At 65.7% G+C, this 17,763-nt stretch carries 16 protein-coding genes; 7 read left to right on the forward strand and 9 right to left on the reverse strand.

Features of this window, described 5'->3' with window-relative positions:
* Window positions 1-22 precede the first annotated feature (22 nt).
* The 5 genes from ABZN20_RS13610 to rlmM all read right to left on the reverse strand — a co-directional run bounded on the left by ABZN20_RS13610 (window position 23) and on the right by rlmM (window position 4,375).
* Complete coding sequence (locus ABZN20_RS13610) at window positions 23-583, reverse strand: pilus assembly PilX family protein (RefSeq protein ID WP_367025586.1); 561 nt, start codon at window positions 581-583, stop codon at window positions 23-25.
* A gap of 27 nt (window positions 584-610) precedes the next feature.
* Window positions 611-1,681 carry a PilW family protein gene (locus tag ABZN20_RS13615; protein ID WP_218808237.1) on the reverse strand — a complete coding sequence of 357 codons (1,071 nt, stop codon included), beginning with the start codon at window positions 1,679-1,681 and terminating at the stop codon, window positions 611-613.
* Window position 1,682: 1 nt separating this feature from the next.
* On the reverse strand, window positions 1,683-2,306 hold the full coding sequence (gene pilV / locus ABZN20_RS13620) for a type IV pilus modification protein PilV (protein WP_367025587.1): 624 nt from the start codon (window positions 2,304-2,306) through the stop codon (window positions 1,683-1,685).
* 52 nt (window positions 2,307-2,358) lie between these two features.
* Window positions 2,359-2,904: a GspH/FimT family pseudopilin gene (locus ABZN20_RS13625; RefSeq protein WP_367025588.1), complete on the reverse strand. Its 546-nt coding sequence runs from the start codon at window positions 2,902-2,904 to the stop codon at window positions 2,359-2,361.
* Between the two features lie 412 nt (window positions 2,905-3,316).
* The gene (gene rlmM, locus ABZN20_RS13630) at window positions 3,317-4,375 is read right to left on the reverse strand and encodes a 23S rRNA (cytidine(2498)-2'-O)-methyltransferase RlmM (protein ID WP_218808234.1); all 1,059 of its coding nucleotides are present in this window, start codon (window positions 4,373-4,375) and stop codon (window positions 3,317-3,319) included.
* A gap of 80 nt (window positions 4,376-4,455) precedes the next feature.
* Here rlmM and ABZN20_RS13635 point away from each other — a divergent pair, with 80 nt between their 5' ends.
* Both ABZN20_RS13635 and ABZN20_RS13640 read left to right on the forward strand, forming a co-directional pair.
* Window positions 4,456-5,676, forward strand: coding sequence for an ABC transporter ATP-binding protein (locus tag ABZN20_RS13635; RefSeq protein WP_367025589.1), 1,221 nt, complete (start codon window positions 4,456-4,458; stop codon window positions 5,674-5,676).
* 26 nt (window positions 5,677-5,702) lie between these two features.
* Window positions 5,703-6,125, forward strand: a complete 423-nt coding sequence (locus ABZN20_RS13640; protein ID WP_367025590.1) for a M67 family metallopeptidase — start codon at window positions 5,703-5,705, stop codon at window positions 6,123-6,125.
* A gap of 4 nt (window positions 6,126-6,129) precedes the next feature.
* On the opposite strand, the gene ABZN20_RS13645 is transcribed toward ABZN20_RS13640, so the two are convergent.
* The 4 genes from ABZN20_RS13645 to gatC all read right to left on the reverse strand — a co-directional run bounded on the left by ABZN20_RS13645 (window position 6,130) and on the right by gatC (window position 12,174).
* Window positions 6,130-8,784, reverse strand: a complete 2,655-nt coding sequence (locus ABZN20_RS13645) for a cation-translocating P-type ATPase (RefSeq protein WP_367025591.1) — start codon at window positions 8,782-8,784, stop codon at window positions 6,130-6,132.
* 135 nt (window positions 8,785-8,919) lie between these two features.
* The gene (gene gatB, locus ABZN20_RS13650; RefSeq protein WP_367025592.1) at window positions 8,920-10,350 is read right to left on the reverse strand and encodes an Asp-tRNA(Asn)/Glu-tRNA(Gln) amidotransferase subunit GatB; all 1,431 of its coding nucleotides are present in this window, start codon (window positions 10,348-10,350) and stop codon (window positions 8,920-8,922) included.
* Between the two features lie 25 nt (window positions 10,351-10,375).
* Window positions 10,376-11,833: an Asp-tRNA(Asn)/Glu-tRNA(Gln) amidotransferase subunit GatA gene (gene gatA, locus ABZN20_RS13655; protein ID WP_367025593.1), complete on the reverse strand. Its 1,458-nt coding sequence runs from the start codon at window positions 11,831-11,833 to the stop codon at window positions 10,376-10,378.
* Between the two features lie 53 nt (window positions 11,834-11,886).
* Window positions 11,887-12,174 (reverse strand): Asp-tRNA(Asn)/Glu-tRNA(Gln) amidotransferase subunit GatC, encoded by a 288-nt coding sequence (gene gatC / locus ABZN20_RS13660; protein ID WP_218808228.1) that lies wholly within the window; start codon window positions 12,172-12,174, stop codon window positions 11,887-11,889.
* A gap of 103 nt (window positions 12,175-12,277) precedes the next feature.
* On the opposite strand from gatC, the gene ABZN20_RS13665 reads away from it, so the two are divergent.
* Genes ABZN20_RS13665 through rodA form a run of 5 tightly spaced genes read left to right on the forward strand, consistent with a single transcriptional unit; the run spans window position 12,278 to window position 17,728 of the window.
* Window positions 12,278-13,321, forward strand: a complete 1,044-nt coding sequence (locus tag ABZN20_RS13665; protein WP_218808227.1) for a rod shape-determining protein — start codon at window positions 12,278-12,280, stop codon at window positions 13,319-13,321.
* A gap of 18 nt (window positions 13,322-13,339) precedes the next feature.
* Entirely contained in the window at window positions 13,340-14,254 is a 915-nt protein-coding gene (gene mreC, locus ABZN20_RS13670; RefSeq protein ID WP_367025594.1) for a rod shape-determining protein MreC, read from the forward strand.
* The gene (gene mreD / locus ABZN20_RS13675; RefSeq protein WP_218808225.1) at window positions 14,241-14,732 is read left to right on the forward strand and encodes a rod shape-determining protein MreD; all 492 of its coding nucleotides are present in this window, start codon (window positions 14,241-14,243) and stop codon (window positions 14,730-14,732) included. Before mreC ends, mreD begins: the two co-directional genes overlap by 14 nt.
* A gap of 30 nt (window positions 14,733-14,762) precedes the next feature.
* Window positions 14,763-16,598 carry a penicillin-binding protein 2 gene (gene mrdA / locus ABZN20_RS13680; protein ID WP_218808224.1) on the forward strand — a complete coding sequence of 612 codons (1,836 nt, stop codon included), beginning with the start codon at window positions 14,763-14,765 and terminating at the stop codon, window positions 16,596-16,598.
* Window positions 16,595-17,728 (forward strand): rod shape-determining protein RodA, encoded by a 1,134-nt coding sequence (rodA, locus tag ABZN20_RS13685; RefSeq protein WP_218808223.1) that lies wholly within the window; start codon window positions 16,595-16,597, stop codon window positions 17,726-17,728. Before mrdA ends, rodA begins: the two co-directional genes overlap by 4 nt.
* Window positions 17,729-17,763: the final 35 nt, after the last annotated feature.

A 17,763-nucleotide genomic window follows, 5' to 3' on the forward strand; every position in this document is an offset into this window, starting at 1 on the left:
TCTCCGAATTCGACAGGCGGTGCTATGGGGTGGGCGCGGGCGTTGCGGAGGGTGTCGGCGTCGGGTCGGGAGTTTCGCTGTCGTAACGCACCGAGCCGCTGGAGACGATGGTGCCGCGGACGGCGGACACGACGCCGACGCGGGTGGCGTCGGAGGAGGATTCGGCGGTCTTGCCGTCGTAGTCGCTGTCGATGATGCGTTCGAAGACCTTGTTGCTCTCCTCGCGCTTGGACGAGCCGAACGCGACGCTGCCGCGGACCCCGACGTGAACCGGCGGTGTCAGCAGCGGCGAGGGAAGGGCGGGCAGCGACAGGCCGTTGCAGCCGCCGTAGGGGTAGTTCGCGGTGCAGCGCACCTTGCTCCCCATCCGGTCCAGGTTGAGATCGAGCGCCTCCGCCGCGACGTAGTCGGACGCCGCCTGAGCCTGCTGCAGGCCGTTGATGCGGGCCTCGGCGTTGCGCGCCATGCGGACGCTGGTGCCGCTGGAGTGGATGGCCGCGATGCCCAGCACCGTCAGCACGACGGTGAACAGCATGCCGACGACCAGGGCGGCGCCGTGCTGTGTGCTTCTTTTCCGGGCCATCGGAGTCTCTCCCTTGAGACGAAAGGCTCAGCGATCTTGCTGGTTGCGCAACTGCACCGTGGTCGTGAACACTTTGCGCCGGAAGTGGTCGTTGAAGGTGCGGGTCACGGCGCCGTCGCCGGTGCCGAATGTATAAGTCTTGTTATCAGTGTAGCTTGGATCGGATTCCGCGCTACGGACCAGGACGTGGATTCTGGCGCTGATGGCGCAGTCGAGTTCGTCGGGCGTGATGGCGTCGAAATCCTCCTTGAAAGAGAGGTACCTGTCGGGGATGCCGTCCATGTCGCAGGAATCGTTTGTCATGCTGCCGTCGCCGTCGTCGATCCCGAATTCGATGTGGAAGTATTCGATGCCTTCGGCGAGTTCCCCGCCGTCGTCCAGCTCGAAAATGATGGGGTTTCCGTTTCGCCGCCCCAAGGTCTTCCGTACCAGTCGCGGAACGCAACGCGGATCGGCGGGTTTGTTGGCGCATTGCGTCGCCGTGTAGCCTCGGCTGATGTAATAGACATGGACAATGTACCGCCAGAAGGCCGTAGCGTTGGAAGCGACCGGACAGGCGGGCAACTCGGACCCGGGGATGAGGCTGCCGGTGGAGCCGCTGGTTTGCAGATAGATCAGGCCGGTGAAGTCCTCCGATCCGGTTCGGCAATAGAGCGGCTTGCCTGCTGCATGCTTGATGGCAAGCAGATTCGTTCCAGGCTTGAGGTAGTCGGTGGAGTTGAAGCAGGGCCAATCGGCCGGAGCCGAGTCCGCTGACGAGGCCATGAGGTATTGCATAGCCGGAGCCGAGGGTGTCGTCGTGGTCGTCCAGTTGGTTCCGCAGTCGTTCTGGACGCCGATAGTGGGAGGGCAGTTGGTCATGTCGCTGCAATCGGCGCCTCCCCAGAAGCCCGCCAGCGCCAGGTCGCTGGCCAGCAGATTGAGGGCGAAGCGCCCGTTTTCCTGCATCAGCGCGAATTGTTCGTTTTGCCGATAGTTCGTCTTGTGCTGCACGAACAGCCCACCGATGGCGCCGACCACCAAAAGGCCCAGCACCATCGATATCAGCAGTTCCACCGTGGAAAATCCCGGCTGGCCGCCCTGTGTCGGAATCTTCATTTCAGACGCATCCTCCGCTGATGCCTTCCCGGCAGATATAGGTGCTGAGCCGGAAAATCCGGCGGTATTCGTTGTGGGTCCCGTATTGGCCGTTGCCGCAGGTGTCGGATGCGTTTTCCGAACCGGCTTCGGGCAAGGATGAGTCGCGGCCGCGCCAGACGATGGTGACGGTGTACCGGCCGGAGCCGCCGGCGTTGCTGCTGGTGACGCACAGCGTGGGGTTGGCCAGCCCGCCCACCGGAGTCTCGCTGTCCCCTGACGTAGTTTCGGTCTTGCCGAACAGGCTGAGCCAGGCGTCCCGGCGGTCGCAGGCCGCGAGGTTGGCCGGCCCCGTGCAGTCGAGCGAGTCGCTGAACGTGGTGTTCGCGTCGATGGTCGCGGTGTAGCTGGTCAGGGCTTCGGTATTCAGCCGCATCCGCTCCAGCACGTCCTGGGCGACGGCCGCGGCCAGGCTGCGCTGGGCGGATTCGAACGCGGTCTTGCGGGCGGTGATCTGCAAGGCGGCGAGCCCCAGCAGCGCCACCGCGAAGACGAACACGCTGATGAGCACTTCGATGAGGGTGAATGCGGGCGACAGGGGGGCGGCACCCAGAATCCCTCCCTTACGGGCATTTCGTAGTGTCATGTCTCATCCTTACGAATGGCGCATCGCGGCGGGCCGCTGTCGTTGCCTGGTGTCAGGGACAAGTCTGCTCGTCGAACTCATTGCCAGGGGAGAATTCGTAAATGCCGTCGCCATCGTCGTCGCGCGCCGTTCGAACCCGTCCGACATTGGACAGGACCAAGCCGCGTGCTTTCATGTATCCCCTGCTGTCGCAGAATACGAAAGTCGCCGTCGATCCCGGGCTGAAACCGTGCCCGTTGAATACGATCCGATTCCTGTTTTGGGGAAAAGGGATCGATGTTCCAGCGGGCAGCGCTTCGCGGATGCGCAAGACGGTATTGGTCGACTCGGCCCACACGATCCATCCGTCCGTCCAGCTTCTCGAATCGTCGCAGGCAGTACCGCCGGCGTTCCGCTTGCATACGGTGACGGAGGTATTGCGCTTCACGGCCTCGCTGCGGGCGTAACTCAAGTCGGCCACCAGCGAATTGATCTGGGCCGCCATGCGGTTGTCCAGGATCAGGTCGCGGAAGCCGGGAATGCCCACGGTGATGAGTATGGCCGCCACCGCGATTCCGACCATGAGTTCGATCAACGTAAAGGCAGCGGTGCAACGCATCGGCGGTTCTCTGTGGCTGTGCGAAAAGTTTGAATTCTTGTCAGATAACCCGATTAGCAAGAATGTTCAGCCGTCAGGTAGGTCGGAACCGGCTTCATCGGGTTCCGACGCCAGGAGACCCCGTTTGGCGGAACCCGAAGAGACGGTTCCGCCCTACGCGACTGCCCGGCACCCGTCGGGTGAATGCACAAATCGGCGGGAAAGCCGATTTACAGGTCCCGTCCTTGGGGCCTGCCCTCCAGGCCAGGCTCCGCATGTTCAAATCCGCTCCCGGCGGATTTCGTGCCGGCATCCAGGTCACATGGACGTGTGCGGCTGTCGCCTTCCTTGGCTTCCGGGTTCCGGCAACCCATGCCGGAACGACGAGTTCTTCTCGACTCAACAGCGTTGCTCTCTGGGAGAGGGGGCAAAGCTATGACACCAGATCGAGAAATCCGGTGACTTCTTCCCGGTCGTGGTAGAGCTGGCGGAATCTCAGGCGATGGGCCACCCCTTTCCCGGCCAGCCGTTCCTCGATCAGCTCGCGGCAGCGCCTGACTTCTTCGTAGCGCTTGTTCATCGGCAATTTTAGATTGAATACGGCATAGCGGAAGCCGCCGTCGGCCGCCCAGTCGGCCACTAGCCTGGCGATGCGTGAGGGCTGTTCCACCATGTCGCAGACCAGCCAGTCGACCGGCTTGGAAGGGCGGTAACGGAAGCCGTCGGCCCGCAGATGGGTCACCAGGCCGGAGTCCAGCAGCGCTGGATCCAGGTTGCCGTTGTCGACGGCGGTGGTGCGGATGTGGCGCCGCACCAGTTGCCAGGTCCAGCCGCCGGGCGCGGCGCCCAGGTCGACGGCGCTCATGCCCGGCCTGAGCATGGTTTCGGGACGGTCGACGAACACCAGGAAGGCTTCTTCGAGCTTGAGGGTGGAGCGACTGGGGGCGGAACGGGGGAACTTGAGGCGGGGAATGCCGCAGGGCCACGGGGCCGAATCGCCCGGCAGGGTGTAGCCGACGTAGGCGGCGGTCGAAGTCAGAAAGAATACGTGCAGGCGCGGGGCCTGCGGCCCGCCGCCCAGCAGGCCGGCCGCGGCCGCTGCGAACGGACGCTCGAACTTGCGGGTGAAAACGGCCAGTTCCTTGGCCTCGTTGGTGTCCGCCGTTTCCAGCCAGAGCGTCGAATAGCGCCGCTGCAGGCCGGTCGCCGCCTCGACGAGCGGGGTGATCCGGTCGTCGACCGGGAGGTCGGACAAGGGGCCGATGGCGAAAATCCGCTGGCGGGCGAAGACCAGCGCGTCGAAGCACAGGCTGGCGGCCCGCGTCGCCAGTACGTCCGGTTCGTGCGCCACGAAGACGGCGTGGGCCGAGTTCTCCTTCGCCCTGACATAGCCGGAAATCCCCGCCGCCAGGGTTTGGGCCTGGATTTCGGCCGCGCATTCCTTTTCGAAGCCGCGGCGGCAGTAGAGCAGGATCGAGGATGGCGATGTCAAGGCTTTACCTGGGGCCGGGGCTGGTTTAAGTTGAAAAGCGGCGCAGCCGCGCATTCTAACCGACATCCTCCGTTCCGACCGTGAGTTTCCCCCGCATCCTGGCCGACCGGGTCAGCAAGAAGTTTTCCCGATCCCTGGGAGATTCGTTGCGGCATTCCGCACAGGATCTGGGGCGGCGTCTGATCGGACGCCGGCCGGCGGCGGCCTTGCGCGCGGGTGAATTCTGGGCGGTGCGGGACGTGTCCCTCTTTGTTGGGGCGGGCGAATGCCTGGCTCTGATCGGCCCGAACGGTGCCGGCAAAAGCACGCTGCTGCGGATGCTTGGCCGCGAATATCGTCCGGACGCCGGGCGGGTCGAGCTGCACGGGGCGGTGAAGTCGCTGATCCGCCTGGGCAGCGGGCTCCAGCCGATGTACACCGGGCGCGAAAACGTCTACCTCAAGTGCGCGGAGCTGGGGATGTCCAAGCGCGACACCGACGCCAGGCTGGACGAAATCGTCGCCTTCGCGGAACTGGAGGCGGCGCTGGAGCGGCCGGTCAAGCATTACTCCGATGGCATGTACGCCCGGCTGGAGTTCGCCATCGCCACCTGCATGCCGATCGACGTCCTGCTCATCGACGAAGTGCTGGCGGTCGGCGACGTCGCATTCCAACTGCGCTGCCTGGAGCGGCTCAATGCCCTGAAGCGCGAGGGCAGCGCACTGGTGTTCGTTTCCCATTCCGAGATGAACGTGCTCCAGGTGGCCGACCGCTGCCTGCTGCTGTTCGACGGCCAGACCGTGGCCGAGGGCCGGCCGGAAGCGGTGTTCGGGAAATATTACGAGGCCGTGGGCTACTTCAATCGCGATCTGAGGTCGCTCGGCGCCCTGCCGGCCAAGCCTCCGGATTCCTCGGCCGGGCTGGATTTCCCCGGCCCGGCGGCCGAGCCGCTGCATGCCGTCCCCGGCCAGCCGCTCGTATTCGAGCTGGAATACCGGGCCGAGCGGAATTTCGAGGCCGTCGAGCTGCGGCTCGAGTTCTGGAACACGGCGGGCCTGCTCGCGGCCGCCACCCTGGCGCCGGGGGAGCGCCGGCTATGCCTGGCCGAAGGACGAGGGCGCGTTCTGGTGGAACTGCCGTTCCTCGGGCTGGGGGCCGGAATTTACGACGTGGCCGTGTCGGCGACGTCGGGCGGATGCAGCCTGGCTTACAAAGGTGAGGCCCGGCGGGTACGTGTGACACAGGCGGCCTGCGACCGCCCCGACGGCTTCGGTATCATCGAAGCGCATATCCGGACGGTTCCGCCGGGCAAACCGTCCTGAACCCCTTCCCCAGGAGACATCATCGAATGACCAAGCAGCAATGCGCGATCCCCAGGCATCTGGTCAACCAGATCCTTCATTTGGCCCAGGTTTCGCCGGGGCTCGAGGTCTGCGGCCTCATCGGCGCCGCCGAGGGGGGGGGGATGCGCTGTTATCCGGTGCCCAACGTCGCCGACCGCCCCGAATGCCGCTTCCTGCTCGATCCGAAGGGGCAGATCGACGCCATGCGCGCGATGCGGGAGCGGGGGGAGGAGCTGTTCGCGATTTTCCATTCGCATCCCACGGCCGCGGCCGTCCCCTCGTCGGTCGACCTGGAATTCGCCGCCTACCCGGAAGCGCTGCATCTCATCGTCTCCTTGAATACCAAGGGGGTGCTGGAAATGCGGGGCTTCCGGATCGGACCGGCGTCGGCGTTGAGCGAAGTCGAGCTCCTGCTGGCGTCCGAATGAGCGGTCAGCCGGCGGTTTGGCGGTCTTCCCGGTAGATCCAGCCTCGCCGACGCATCCATTTCTCCAGTTCAACCGCCCAGAACACCACGGTGGACAGGACGAGACAGACCGCCAGTTCGTGCGGTTCCAGCGCCTCCGTCCTGAAGATGGGCTGCAGCGGCGGGATGTAGAGCACCGCCATCTGCAGCAGGAACGTGAGCAGCACGGCGCCGAGCAAGGGCTTGTTCGAGAAGAAAGCCTGTGCGAAGAACGACTCCCCCTCCGACCGGATGGCAAGGACATGCCCCATCTGCGACAGGGTCAGCACGGTGAACACCATGCTTTGCCAGCGAGCCGAACCGGTATGGTAGGCCCAGGCCTGGGACAGCAGGGAGACGCCCCCCATCAGCAGCCCGATCCAGAGAATGTGCTGCCACATGCCATGCGCGAAGATGCTTTCCTGCGGCGGACGCGGGGGGCGCTGCATGATGCCGCGTTCCTGGGGCTCGGCCGCGAGGGCCAGGCCCGGCAGGCCGTCGGTGACCAGATTGATCCACAGGATGTGGATGGGGAGCAGGGGAATGGGGAGCATGAGGAACGGCGCGAGGAACAGCGTCCATATCTCCGCCGAATTGCTCGTCATCGTGTATTTGATGAACTTGCGGATGTTGTCGAAGATGCGGCGCCCCTCCCGGACGGCGGCGACGATGGAGGCGAAGTTGTCGTCCAGGAGGATCATGTGCGAGGCTTCCCGGGCCACGTCGGTGCCGATCTTGCCCATGGCGACCCCGATGTTGGCGCATTTGAGGGCGGGCGCGTCGTTCACGCCGTCCCCGGTCATCGCCACGAACTCGCCCTTGTCCTGCAGGGCGCGGACGATCTTGATCTTCTGTTCCGGGGCGACACGGGCGTAGACCCGGATTTCCTCCACCTGCTTCTCGAATTCCGCCAGGCTCAGGCGGGCCAGTTCCTCGCCGGTCAGGACCGAGTCGTCCTCGTCGGCGATGCCCAGCCGGCGGGCGATGGTGCGTGCGGTCGCCGGATGGTCGCCGGTGATCATGACCGGCTTGATCCCCGCCGTCTTGCACAGGGCCACCGCTTCCGCGGCTTCGGGCCGCGGCGGGTCCATGAGCCCGACGAAACCGAGGAAGCACAGCCCGGTTTCGACGGTTTCGGGGTGCAGATCCGCCGGCGGTTCCGGCCACTCCCGGAAAGCCAGGGCCAGGACCCGCAGCCCGTCCGCGGCCATGCGTTCGGCGATCTCGTGCAAATCTTCGATCTCGATGGGGCGGGGACCTTCGCCGCTCCATGCCGTCAGGCATCGCGGCAACAGCATTTCCGGCGCGCCCTTGGTATAGGAGACCAGCCCCTCCCCTTCGCGATGGACCGTCGTCATCAGCTTGCGCTCGGAATCGAAAGGAATTTCCGCGGTGCGCGGACACGAGGCGGCAATCTGTTCGCCAGGATAGCCGGCGGCGGAGGCGGCTTCGTACAGCGCGGTCTCGGTGGGATCGCCCATGAGGCGCCCCTCCTTGTCGAGCCGGACGTCGTTGTTCAGCGCCATGGCCCGCAGCATTGTCTCCGGCAGTTCGGGGCCCGTGCGGCCGTCGGCATAGAACGCTTCTGCCTGCATGCGGTTCTGCGTGAGTGTGCCGGTCTTGTCCGAGCAGATATAGGTGACCGAACCCAGGGTCTCGACCGCCGGGAGCCGGCGGATCAGCACGTGCTGCCGGATCATCTTGCGCGCGCCCAAAGCGAGGGAGACGGTAGCGACGGCCGGCAGGGCTTCCGGAATGGCGGCGACCGCGAGGCTGACGGCGGTGAGGAACATCAGTATCGGCTGTTCGCCGCGCAGCAGGCCGACCACGAAGATGATGGCGCAGATCGCCAGCACCAGCAGCGCCAGCCGCTTGCCGAGCTGGGCCAGACGGTTCTGCAACGGCGTGCGGCTTTCCTTCTCCTCGCGCAGGAGCTGGGCGATCTTGCCGAGTTCCGTTTCCATGCCGGTGGCGATCACGCTGCCCAGGCCCCGGCCATAGGTGACGATCGTGCCCTTGTAGGCCATGTTGCGGCGGTCGCCGAGCGCGGCGTCCGGATTCCGTATCGCTTCGGTGGACTTGCCGACCGGCTGCGACTCGCCGGTGAGGGCGGCCTCTTCCACCCGGAATTGCGCGGTGTCCAGCAGGCGGATGTCGGCGGGTACGATGTTGCCGGCTTCCAGCAGCACCAGGTCGCCGGGAACCAGCTCGTGGGCCGGCAGTTCGTGATGCTGCCCGTCCCGCACGACCCGCGCGGTGGGCGCCGCGATGCTCTTCAATGCCGCGATGGCGCGCTCGGCCCGGTATTCCTGGACGAAGCCGATGGCCGCATTGAGGACGACGATCACCATGATGGTCACGGTGTCGGCGATCTCGCCGACCAGGCCGGAGACGACGCCGGCCAGGATCAGGACCACGATCATGAAATCGGCGAACTGGCTCAGCAGCATGGCCAGCGGGCTGCGCAGCCGCTGTTCGGCGATGAGGTTCGGACCCAGCTCGGCGAGTCGCTGCTCGGCTTCCCGTTGCGACAACCCCGTCTGCGGATCGACCCTGAGCCAGGCGGTGGTCTGCCACGGCTCCAGCAGATGCCAGTGCGCCGGCGGGTGGGTTTTCCGCGTCACGGGGGGCTTGCGTTTCATGGTGAGGGTCCTCGGCGTCTCATCCGCTGTGGCAGGGAGTGGATGGTTCACCTAGGGTAGCCCGCCCGCTGCTCCGGCGGAAGGTCTGGCGCGGGCCTGTGGGGAGGCTCGATGCTCCCCCACGGAAATTTCGGCTTACTGCAGTTTCTTTTTGAGCAGCTCGTTGAGCTGGGCCGGGTTGGCCTTGCCCTGGGTGGCCTTCATGGCCTGGCCGACGAAGAAGCCGAACAGCTTGTCCTTGCCGGCACGGTATTGGGCCAACTGCTCGGGGTTGGCGGCGATGATCTGGTCGATGATCGCCTCGATCGCGCCGGTGTCGGTGATCTGCTCGAGGCCCTGTTTCTCGATGATGTCGTCGGCGCTGCCGCCTTCGTGCCACATCGCTTCCAGCACCTGCTTGGCGATCTTGCCGGAAATCGTATCGTCGGCGATGCGGCGGATCAGGCCGGCCAGCCCGGTCGCGTCGATCTTCGATTCGGTGATCTCCAGGCCGTCCTTGTTGATCAGGCTGGACAGTTCCACCATCACCCAGTTGGCGCACAGCTTGGGATCGGACGCGGCTTCGCGGACCACGGTTTCGTAGAAATCGGCCATTTCCCGGCTGGCGGTCAGCACCTCGGCATCGTAGTCGCTCAGGCCGTATTGCGCCTTGAATCGGTCGCGCTTGGCGTCCGGCAGCTCCGGCAGCGTGGCCTTGACCTCCTCGATGAAGCCGCTGCCGATTTCCAGCGGCAAGAGGTCCGGGTCGGGGAAGTAGCGGTAGTCGTTGGCCTCCTCCTTGCTGCGCATGGAGCGGGTCTCGTCCTTGATCGAGTCGTACAGCCGGGTTTCCTGGCTCACCTCGCCGCCCGACTCCAGGATCTCGATCTGGCGTTCGATCTCGTAGTTGATCGCCTTTTCCACGAAGCGGAACGAGTTGAGGTTCTTGATTTCCGCGCGGGTGCCGAACTTTTCCTGGCCCTTGGGGCGGATCGACACGTTGGCGTCGCAGCGGAACGAACCTTCCTGCATGTTGCCGTCGCAGATTTCCAGATAGCGCACGAGGGCGTGCAGCTTCTTCATGTAGGCCACGGCTTCCTTGGCCGAGCGCAGGTCCGGTTCGGACACGATTTCCAAGAGAGGCGTGCCGGCGCGGTTCAGGTCGATGCCGGTGTAGCCGTGGAAATCCTCGTGCAGCGATTTGCCGGCGTCTTCCTCCAAGTGGGCGCGGGTGATGCCGATGCTGAGTTTCTTGCCGTCGACGTTGATGGCGAGGCGGCCGCGGGCGACCACGGGCAGGTCGTACTGGCTGATCTGGTAGCCCTTGGGCAGGTCGGGATAGAAATAATTCTTGCGGGCGAACACCGACACCGGCGCGATCTCGGCGCTGATGGCCAGGCCGAACTTGACCGCCATGCGCACCGCTTCGCGGTTGAGCACCGGCAGCACGCCGGGCAGGCCGAGATCGACGGCGCAGGCCTGGGTGTTGGGTTCGGCGCCGTAGGCGGTGGGGGCGCCGGAGAAAATCTTCGAGCGGGTGGCGAGCTGGGCGTGAATCTCCAGCCCGATGACGGTTTCCCATTCCATGTTCGGTTACACCTGAGCTTTTGGGTTAATCGGCGATGCCGGCCGGCGCGCGCGCGTGCCAGTCGGTGGCCTGCTGGTAGCGGTGGGCGACGTTCAGCAGCCGGTCTTCGCTGAAATAGCCGCCGATGATCTGCATGCCGACGGGCAGGCCGTTGGAGAAGCCCACCGGGATCGACATGCCGGGCAGACCGGCCAGGTTCACCGCGATGGTGTAGATGTCCGACAGGTACATGGCGATCGGGTCGGCGCTCTTGGCGCCGAACTCGAAGGCGACCGAGGGCGCGGTCGGGCCCATGATGACGTCCACCTCCTCGAAGGCGCGGCGGAAGTCCTCGCTGATGAGGCGGCGGATCTTCTGGGCCTTGAGGTAGTAGGCGTCGTAGTAGCCGGCCGATAGCGCGTAGGTGCCGATCAGGATGCGGCGCTTGACCTCGGCGCCGAAGCCTTCGCCCCGCGAGCGGGTGTACAGATCGGCCAGATCGGCGGGATTTTCGCAGCGGTGGCCGAAGCGCACGCCGTCGAAACGCGCCAGGTTGGACGAGCATTCGGCCGGTGCGACCACGTAGTAGGCCGGGGCCGACAGATGCATGTTGGGCAGCGACACTTCCTTGACGGTGGCGCCCAGCTTTCTGTACTCCTCCACGGCATCCTGGATCAGGCCGGCGATGGCGGGGTCGAGGCCTTCGCCGAAAAACTCCTTGGGCAAGCCGATGCGCAGTCCTTCCAGGCCGTTGCCCAAGGCGGCGCGGTAGTCCGGCACCGGGCGGTCGACGCAGGTCGAATCGCGCTCGTCGAAACCGGCCATGGCCTGGAGCATGATGGCGCAATCCTCGGCGGTGCGGGCCATCGGGCCGGCCTGGTCCAGGCTGGACGCGAAGGCGATCATGCCCCAGCGGGAGATCCGGCCGTAGGTCGGCTTGATGCCGGTGATGCCGCAGAAGGCCGCGGGCTGGCGGATCGAGCCGCCGGTGTCGGTGCCGGTCGCGCCGGGCGTGAGCCGTGCCGCGACCGCCGCGGCCGAGCCGCCGGAGGAGCCGCCGGGCACCGTGCCGGTGTTCCAGGGATTCTTCACCGGACCGTAGTAGCTGGTTTCGTTGGACGATCCCATGGCGAATTCGTCCATGTTCAGCTTGCCGAGCATGACCGCGCCGGCGGCGTTGAAGCGCTCGACCACGCAGGCGTCGTAGGGCGAGATGAAATTGTCCAGCATCCGGGAGCCGCAGCTGGTGCGCACGCCTTTCGTGCAGAAGATGTCCTTTTGGGCGATGGGGATGCCCGTCAGGGGGCCGGCCTCGCCTTTCGCGATGCGTTCATCGGCGGCTCCGGCCTGGGCCAGGGCGATTTCCGGGGTGGCCGTGATGAAGCTGTTGAGCGCGGGGTCGAGCCGCTCGATGCGTGCGAAGTGGGCTTGCGTCAGCTCGACGCTGCTGAATTCTTTCCGTTCGAGACCGGCGGCCAGTTCGGCGATGGTCTTGCGATGCATGCGGTGGGGCTCCGAAATGTGCGAATTTTGAAAGGGGAGACGGCGGAACCGGTTTATTCGATGACCTTGGGTACCAGATAGAGTCCGGCCTCGACCAAGGGCGCGTGTGCCTGGAACAAGGCGCGCTGGTCGGCCTCGGTGACGGTGTCGGGGCGCAGGCGCTGGGCCTCGTCCAAGGGGTGCGCCATCGGCGCGACCCGGCTGGTGTCGACGCTGCCTAGCTGTTCGACGAAGCCGAGAATCTGCGACAGGTCGCGGGCATAGGCATCGACCTTGTCGTCGTCGATGGCGAGGCGTGCCAGCCATGCGATTTTGTTGACTTCTGCGGCGCTGAGCGACATGAACGTATCCTGTTGATGGACGGTGCGGCCATATGATACCGCATGTCTTGCTGGCCCCCCCAGCCCGTTGCTAGAGTATGCTTTTTTGCCAGGCCGGTTCCCGATGTTTAAGCGTCTGCGCGGTTATTTCTCAAACGATCTCTCGATTGATCTGGGCACGGCCAACACCTTGATTTACATCAGGGGCCAGGGCATCGTCCTGAACGAGCCCTCGGTGGTGGCCATCCGGGAGGACAAGAACCGGGGGGCCAAGTCCATCGCCGCCGTGGGATCCGCGGCCAAGTCCATGCTCGGACGCACGCCGGGCAACATCACCGCCATCCGTCCGATGAAGGACGGCGTCATCGCCGACTTCACCCTGACGGAAAAGATGCTCCAGTATTTCATCCACAAGGTTCACCCGAACCGCCTGCTGCGGCCGAGCCCCAGGGTCTTGATCTGCGTGCCCTGCGGCTCGACTCAGGTGGAGCGCAAGGCGATCAAGGATTCCGCCGAGGGTGCCGGGGCGCGCGAGGTCTACCTGATCGAGGAGCCGATCGCCGCCGCGGTCGGCGCGGGCCTGCCGGTGAGCGAGGCCCGCGGCTCGATGGTGATCGACATCGGCGGCGGCACCTCGGAAGTCGCCATCATCTCGCTCAACGGCGTGGTGTACGCGGCTTCGGTCCGCATCGGCGGCGACCGGCTGGACGAGGCGATCATGAACTACGTCCGGCGCAACTTCGGGACCCTGATCGGCGAGGCCACCGCCGAGCGCATCAAGCACGAGATCGGTTCGGCGTATCCCGGCAGCGAGGTCAAGGAAATCGCGGTGATGGGGCGGAACCTGGCGGAAGGCATCCCGCGCAGCTTCACGCTGAACAGCAACGAGATCCTCGAAGCCTTGCAGGAGCCGCTCGCGGGCGTGGTGGAGGCGGTCAAGCAGGCGCTCGAGCAGACCCCGCCGGAGCTGGGCGCCGACGTGGCGGAGCGGGGCATCGTGCTGACCGGGGGCGGCGCCTTGTTGAAGGACATCGACCGGCTCATCGCCGAGGAGACCGGGCTCCCGGTGGTGGTGGCCGAGGACCCGCTGACCTGCGTCGCGCGAGGCGGCGGCAAGGTGCTGGAGCTGCTGGACCAGAAAGGCGGTACCCCCTTCTTCCTCGAATAGTTTCGTTCCCCATCAGCGTTGCGACGAGAGGGGCGCGCCATCAAACTCGCATTCACCAAGAAGCCGGCCCAGAACTTCCGGCTGCTGGTTTTCGCCATTGCCTCCCTGGTCCTGCTCGCGGCCGACCGCCGCGGAGCGATCGGCGCACTCCACAGCGGGCTGGGCGCCGCGGTCTATCCCTTGCAGCAGTTCGTCAGCGCGCCCGTGCGCTTCGCCGGGTGGGTCCGGGAAAACGTGTCCGGCTACGCCGAAATTCTGGAAGAAAACCAGAGGCTCAAGGAGGAACGCATCCGCCTGGAAGCCAGGCTGGCGAAATTCTCCGCGCTGGAGCAGGAAAACATCCGCCTGCGGGCGCTGCTGGGGGCGTCGATCAAGATCGGCGAGCATTTCCTGATCGCCGAGCTGCTGTCCGTGAACCTGGTGCCCTACGAGCACCTGGTGCTGGCCAACAAGGGGTCGAACATCGGCGTCCATGTCGGCCAGCCGGTGTTCGATTCCCGCGGCGTGGTGGGGCAGGTGCTGCGCGTCTCGCCCGTCAGCGCCGAAGTGATGCTGATCACCGATCCGAATCACGCCATCCCCGTCCAGGTCGAGCGCAACGGGCTACGGACGATCGCGGTCGGTACCGGCCGGATCGACCGGCTGATCCTGCCCTACCTGAGCGGCAGCGCCGACATCCGGGAGGGCGACCGGCTGGTGACGTCCGGCATGGGCGGCGTGTTTCCGGCCGGCTATCCGGTGGCGACGGTGGTGGACATTTCCAGCACCGGCAGCTCGCTGGCCAAGGTCTCCGCGGAGCCGGTAGCCCCGCTGGACCGCATCCGCGAGGTTTTGCTGGTCTGGACCCGCAGCGACGTCCAGAGTCAGGACAAGGCGAGGGAGGGTCCATCCCCCGCGGCGGCCGGCGTGGCGGCTCAGCATGCGGCCCGCTAGGCGGACTTCCCCCCGCGTCCTGATTTTCGCGAGCCTGGCTGCCGCGATGGCGATGCGGATCATCCCCTTGCCCCAGGAGTGGGCGCCGTGGAATCCGGACTGGATTCTGCTGCTGCTGGTCTACTGGGCCGTGGCGGCTCCCGACCGCGTCGGCGTCGGAACGGCCTGGCTGACCGGCCTCCTGGCGGATGCGCTGACGGGCCGGCTGCTGGGCCAGCAGGCGCTGGCGTACAGTCTGGTCATCTATGTCGGCGTGCGATTTCACCGGCGTTTTCAGCTCTATTCGATGGTGCAGCAGGTTTTGGCCGTCGTGCTGCTGCTCGGGCTGGGGCTCCTGCTCATCCTGTGGACCCGACATATCCGGGGCTCGGCCAGCACGCCGGAAGGCTACTGGTTCGCGGCGCTTTCCGGCGGCCTGGTCTGGCCCTTCGTCTGTGCCGTGCTCGACGCGCTGCGGCGCCGTTCCGGCGCGGCCTAGCTCGATGCTTCCGCCGGCGAGCCCGAAGCCATGAACATCCGTGCAGCCCGAAGACTCCAGAACGACGTCCGGGTGTTCCAGGCCCGCATCGCCTTCAGCGTGGTCCTGCTCCTGCTGGCGGTGGCGGCGCTGGTGGCGCGTCTGGTTTATTTGCAGGTCGTCGGCCATGAGCATTATGCGACCCTGTCGCAGGACAACCGCGTCAAGATCGCGCCGCTGCCGCCCACGCGGGGCATCGTCTACGACCGCAACGGCGAGGTGCTGGCCGACAACGTGCCTTCGTACAGTCTGGAACTGGTCCCGGAGCGCATCGACGACCTGGATGCCACCCTTGCGGAACTCCAGACCCTGCTCGGGCTGAGCGACGAGGACGTCCGCCGTTTCCGCAAGCTCAAGGGCCAGCACAAGAGCTTCGAGAGCATCCCGCTCAAGATGCGGCTGGACGAAGAGCAGATCGCGCGCTTCGCGGTCAAGCAGCCGTTTTTCCCCGGTGTCCAGATCGCCGTGCGCATGATCCGCACCTACCCTTACGGCGAACTCACCGCCCACGCCGTGGGCTATGTCAGCCGCATCAGCGAGGCCGACCTGAAGACGCTCGATCCTTCGCTCTACAGCGGCACCTACCACATCGGCAAGAGCGGGATCGAAAAGGCCTATGAGACGCTGCTCCACGGCAGGACCGGCCACCAGGAATTGGAAACCAACGTGCAGGGGCGCTCGATCGGCGTTCTCAACACGGTGCCGCCCGTGCCGGGGGCCGATCTGCGCCTTTCGCTGGACATCACCCTGCAGCGCGCGGCGATCGACGCCCTGGGCGGATACAACGGCGCAGTGGTGGCCATCGAGCCCGCGACCGGCCGGGTGCTGGCCTTCGTCAGCAAGCCGAGCTTCGATCCCAACCCCTTCGTCTACGGCATTCCGAAAGCGGACTACGACCGGCTGCAAGCCTCGCCGGACCGTCCTCTGTACAATCGGGCCCTGCGTGGGGTCTATCCGCCGGGGTCGACGGTGAAGCCGTTCGAAGGGCTGGCGGGGCTCGAAGTCGGGGACATCCCCGCCGACCGCAGGGTGTCCTGCCCCGGCTATTTCCAGTTGCCCAACTCGTCCCATCAGTACCGTGACTGGCGCAAGGGCGGCCACGGCGCGGTCGATTTGAAATCGGCGATCACCCAGTCCTGCGACGTGTACTTCTACAAGCTGGCGCTGAGCCTGGGGATAGACAAGCTGAGCGAGTTCATGGGGCGGTTCGGCTTCGGCAAGCGCACCGGGATCGACATTCCGGGCGAGCTGCCGGGGATCTATCCCTCCAAGGAGTGGAAGAAGAAGCGCAGCAAATACCCCTGGTTTCCGGGAGAGACGGTCATCACCGGCATCGGCCAGGGCTACGTGGGGGTGACGCCGGTGCAATTGGCGCGGGCCACCGCCGTCCTGGCCAACCGGGGCCGCGTGGTGGTTCCGCGGCTCCTGGATGCGGTCCAGGGAGGGGATGGCGCTGCGCTGCCCGAGGCCGGTAGGGAACATCTGGCCATCGCGCCGGAGCACTGGGACACCGTGATCCAGGCGATGATCGATGTCGTGCATAGCGCCCGCGGTACCGCGAAGAGCATCGCCGGCGGCCTTTCCTACCATGTCGCCGGCAAGACCGGGACGGCGCAGGTGTTTTCCGTCGGCCAGGGGCAGAAATACCGGGAATCGGAGGTCAAGAAGGAGATGCGAGACCATGCCTTGTTCATCGCCTTCGCGCCGGCCGAGCGGCCCCGCATCGCCGTGGCCGTGATCGCCGAGCACGGCGGGCACGGCGGCTCCGTCGCCGCGCCGGTCGCCAGGGCGGTGATGGAACGCTATCTGAACGGGAGTGCGCCATGAGATACGATTCCGGCTTGCCCGGTTTCAATGGCGGAGAGACCCGCTTCGAACGCATCATGAAGCGGATCCACGTCGACATCCCCCTGTTCGCCGGCCTGATCACCCTGTCCGGCGTGGCCCTCGTGATTCTGTACTCCGCTTCGGCCCAGAGCTTCGACGTGCTGTTGCGGCAGGGAATCCGCCTGCTGCTGGCCATGTCGGTCATGCTCGCGATCGCCCAGATCCATCCGCGCCATTTCCGTTTCTACAGCCCGATGCTGTACGGGGTGGGCGTGCTGCTGCTCGCCGCGGTGCTGGTCATGGGGGAAATCGGCAAGGGCGCCCAGCGCTGGCTCGACCTCGGCGTGGTCAGGTTCCAGCCGTCCGAAATCCTCAAGCTGGCGGTGCCGATGACGGTTGCCTGGTATTTGTCCGAATGCCCGGTTCCTCCTGCATTCCGGCATATCGCCGTGGCCGGCGTGTTCATCGGGATACCCGTGGGGCTGATCGCCAAACAGCCCGATCTGGGGACCGCGATACTGGTCGGCACGGCCGGAGCGGTCGTGGTATTCCTCGCCGGAATCCGCTGGCTCTACCTGCTGGTGCTCGGCGGCGCCGGGGCGGGGCTGCTGCCGGTGGTCTGGCATTTCCTGCACGATTATCAGCGGGACCGGGTGTTGATGTTCCTGAATCCCGAGGCGGATGCCCTCGGCCGCGGCTATCACATCATCCAATCCAAGATCGCCATCGGCTCCGGCGGGTTCTACGGCAAGGGCTGGCTGCAGGGCTCCCAGGCGCAGCTGGAGTTTCTGCCGGAGAAGTCGACCGATTTCATCTTCGCCGTGGTGGCGGAAGAGTTCGGTCTCATCGGCTGCCTGGGGCTGCTGGCGATTTACCTGTTCATCATCGGGCGCTGCCTCCACATTTCGATCCAGGCGCAGGACGCCTACACCCGGTTGCTGAGCGGCGCCCTGACCCTGACGTTTTTCGTGTATGTTTTCGTCAACACCGGCATGGTCGTCGGCATCCTCCCGGTGGTCGGCGTGCCGCTGCCGCTGGTGAGCTACGGAGGGACGTCCATGGTGACCCTCCTCGCCGGCTTCGGTATCCTGATGTCCATCCAGACTCACCGTAAGCTGCTGCCGGGCTGAGAGGTTGTGAAAAAACCTACTGCGCGTCCCGATTG

It is taken from the genome of Methylococcus sp. ANG, assembly GCF_040730495.1.
In the GTDB taxonomy this organism is placed as follows: domain Bacteria; phylum Pseudomonadota; class Gammaproteobacteria; order Methylococcales; family Methylococcaceae; genus Methylococcus.

Excerpts from the sequence above, each read along its gene's own strand:
- ABZN20_RS13610 (WP_367025586.1), bottom strand. The coding sequence starts at position 583 with ATGGCCCGGAAAAGAAGCACACAGCACGGCGCCGCCCTGGTCGTCGGC.
- ABZN20_RS13615 (WP_218808237.1), bottom strand. The coding sequence starts at position 1,681 with ATGAAGATTCCGACACAGGGCGGCCAGCCGGGATTTTCCACGGTGGAA.
- pilV (WP_367025587.1), bottom strand. The coding sequence starts at position 2,306 with ATGACACTACGAAATGCCCGTAAGGGAGGGATTCTGGGTGCCGCCCCC.
- ABZN20_RS13625 (WP_367025588.1), bottom strand. The coding sequence starts at position 2,904 with ATGCGTTGCACCGCTGCCTTTACGTTGATCGAACTCATGGTCGGAATC.
- ABZN20_RS13640 (WP_367025590.1), top strand. The coding sequence starts at position 5,703 with ATGACCAAGCAGCAATGCGCGATCCCCAGGCATCTGGTCAACCAGATC.
- ABZN20_RS13645 (WP_367025591.1), bottom strand. The coding sequence starts at position 8,784 with ATGAAACGCAAGCCCCCCGTGACGCGGAAAACCCACCCGCCGGCGCAC.
- gatB (WP_367025592.1), bottom strand. The coding sequence starts at position 10,350 with ATGGAATGGGAAACCGTCATCGGGCTGGAGATTCACGCCCAGCTCGCC.
- gatA (WP_367025593.1), bottom strand. The coding sequence starts at position 11,833 with ATGCATCGCAAGACCATCGCCGAACTGGCCGCCGGTCTCGAACGGAAA.
- gatC (WP_218808228.1), bottom strand. The coding sequence starts at position 12,174 with ATGTCGCTCAGCGCCGCAGAAGTCAACAAAATCGCATGGCTGGCACGC.
- ABZN20_RS13665 (WP_218808227.1), top strand. The coding sequence starts at position 12,278 with ATGTTTAAGCGTCTGCGCGGTTATTTCTCAAACGATCTCTCGATTGAT.
- mreD (WP_218808225.1), top strand. The coding sequence starts at position 14,241 with ATGCGGCCCGCTAGGCGGACTTCCCCCCGCGTCCTGATTTTCGCGAGC.
- mrdA (WP_218808224.1), top strand. The coding sequence starts at position 14,763 with ATGAACATCCGTGCAGCCCGAAGACTCCAGAACGACGTCCGGGTGTTC.
- rodA (WP_218808223.1), top strand. The coding sequence starts at position 16,595 with ATGAGATACGATTCCGGCTTGCCCGGTTTCAATGGCGGAGAGACCCGC.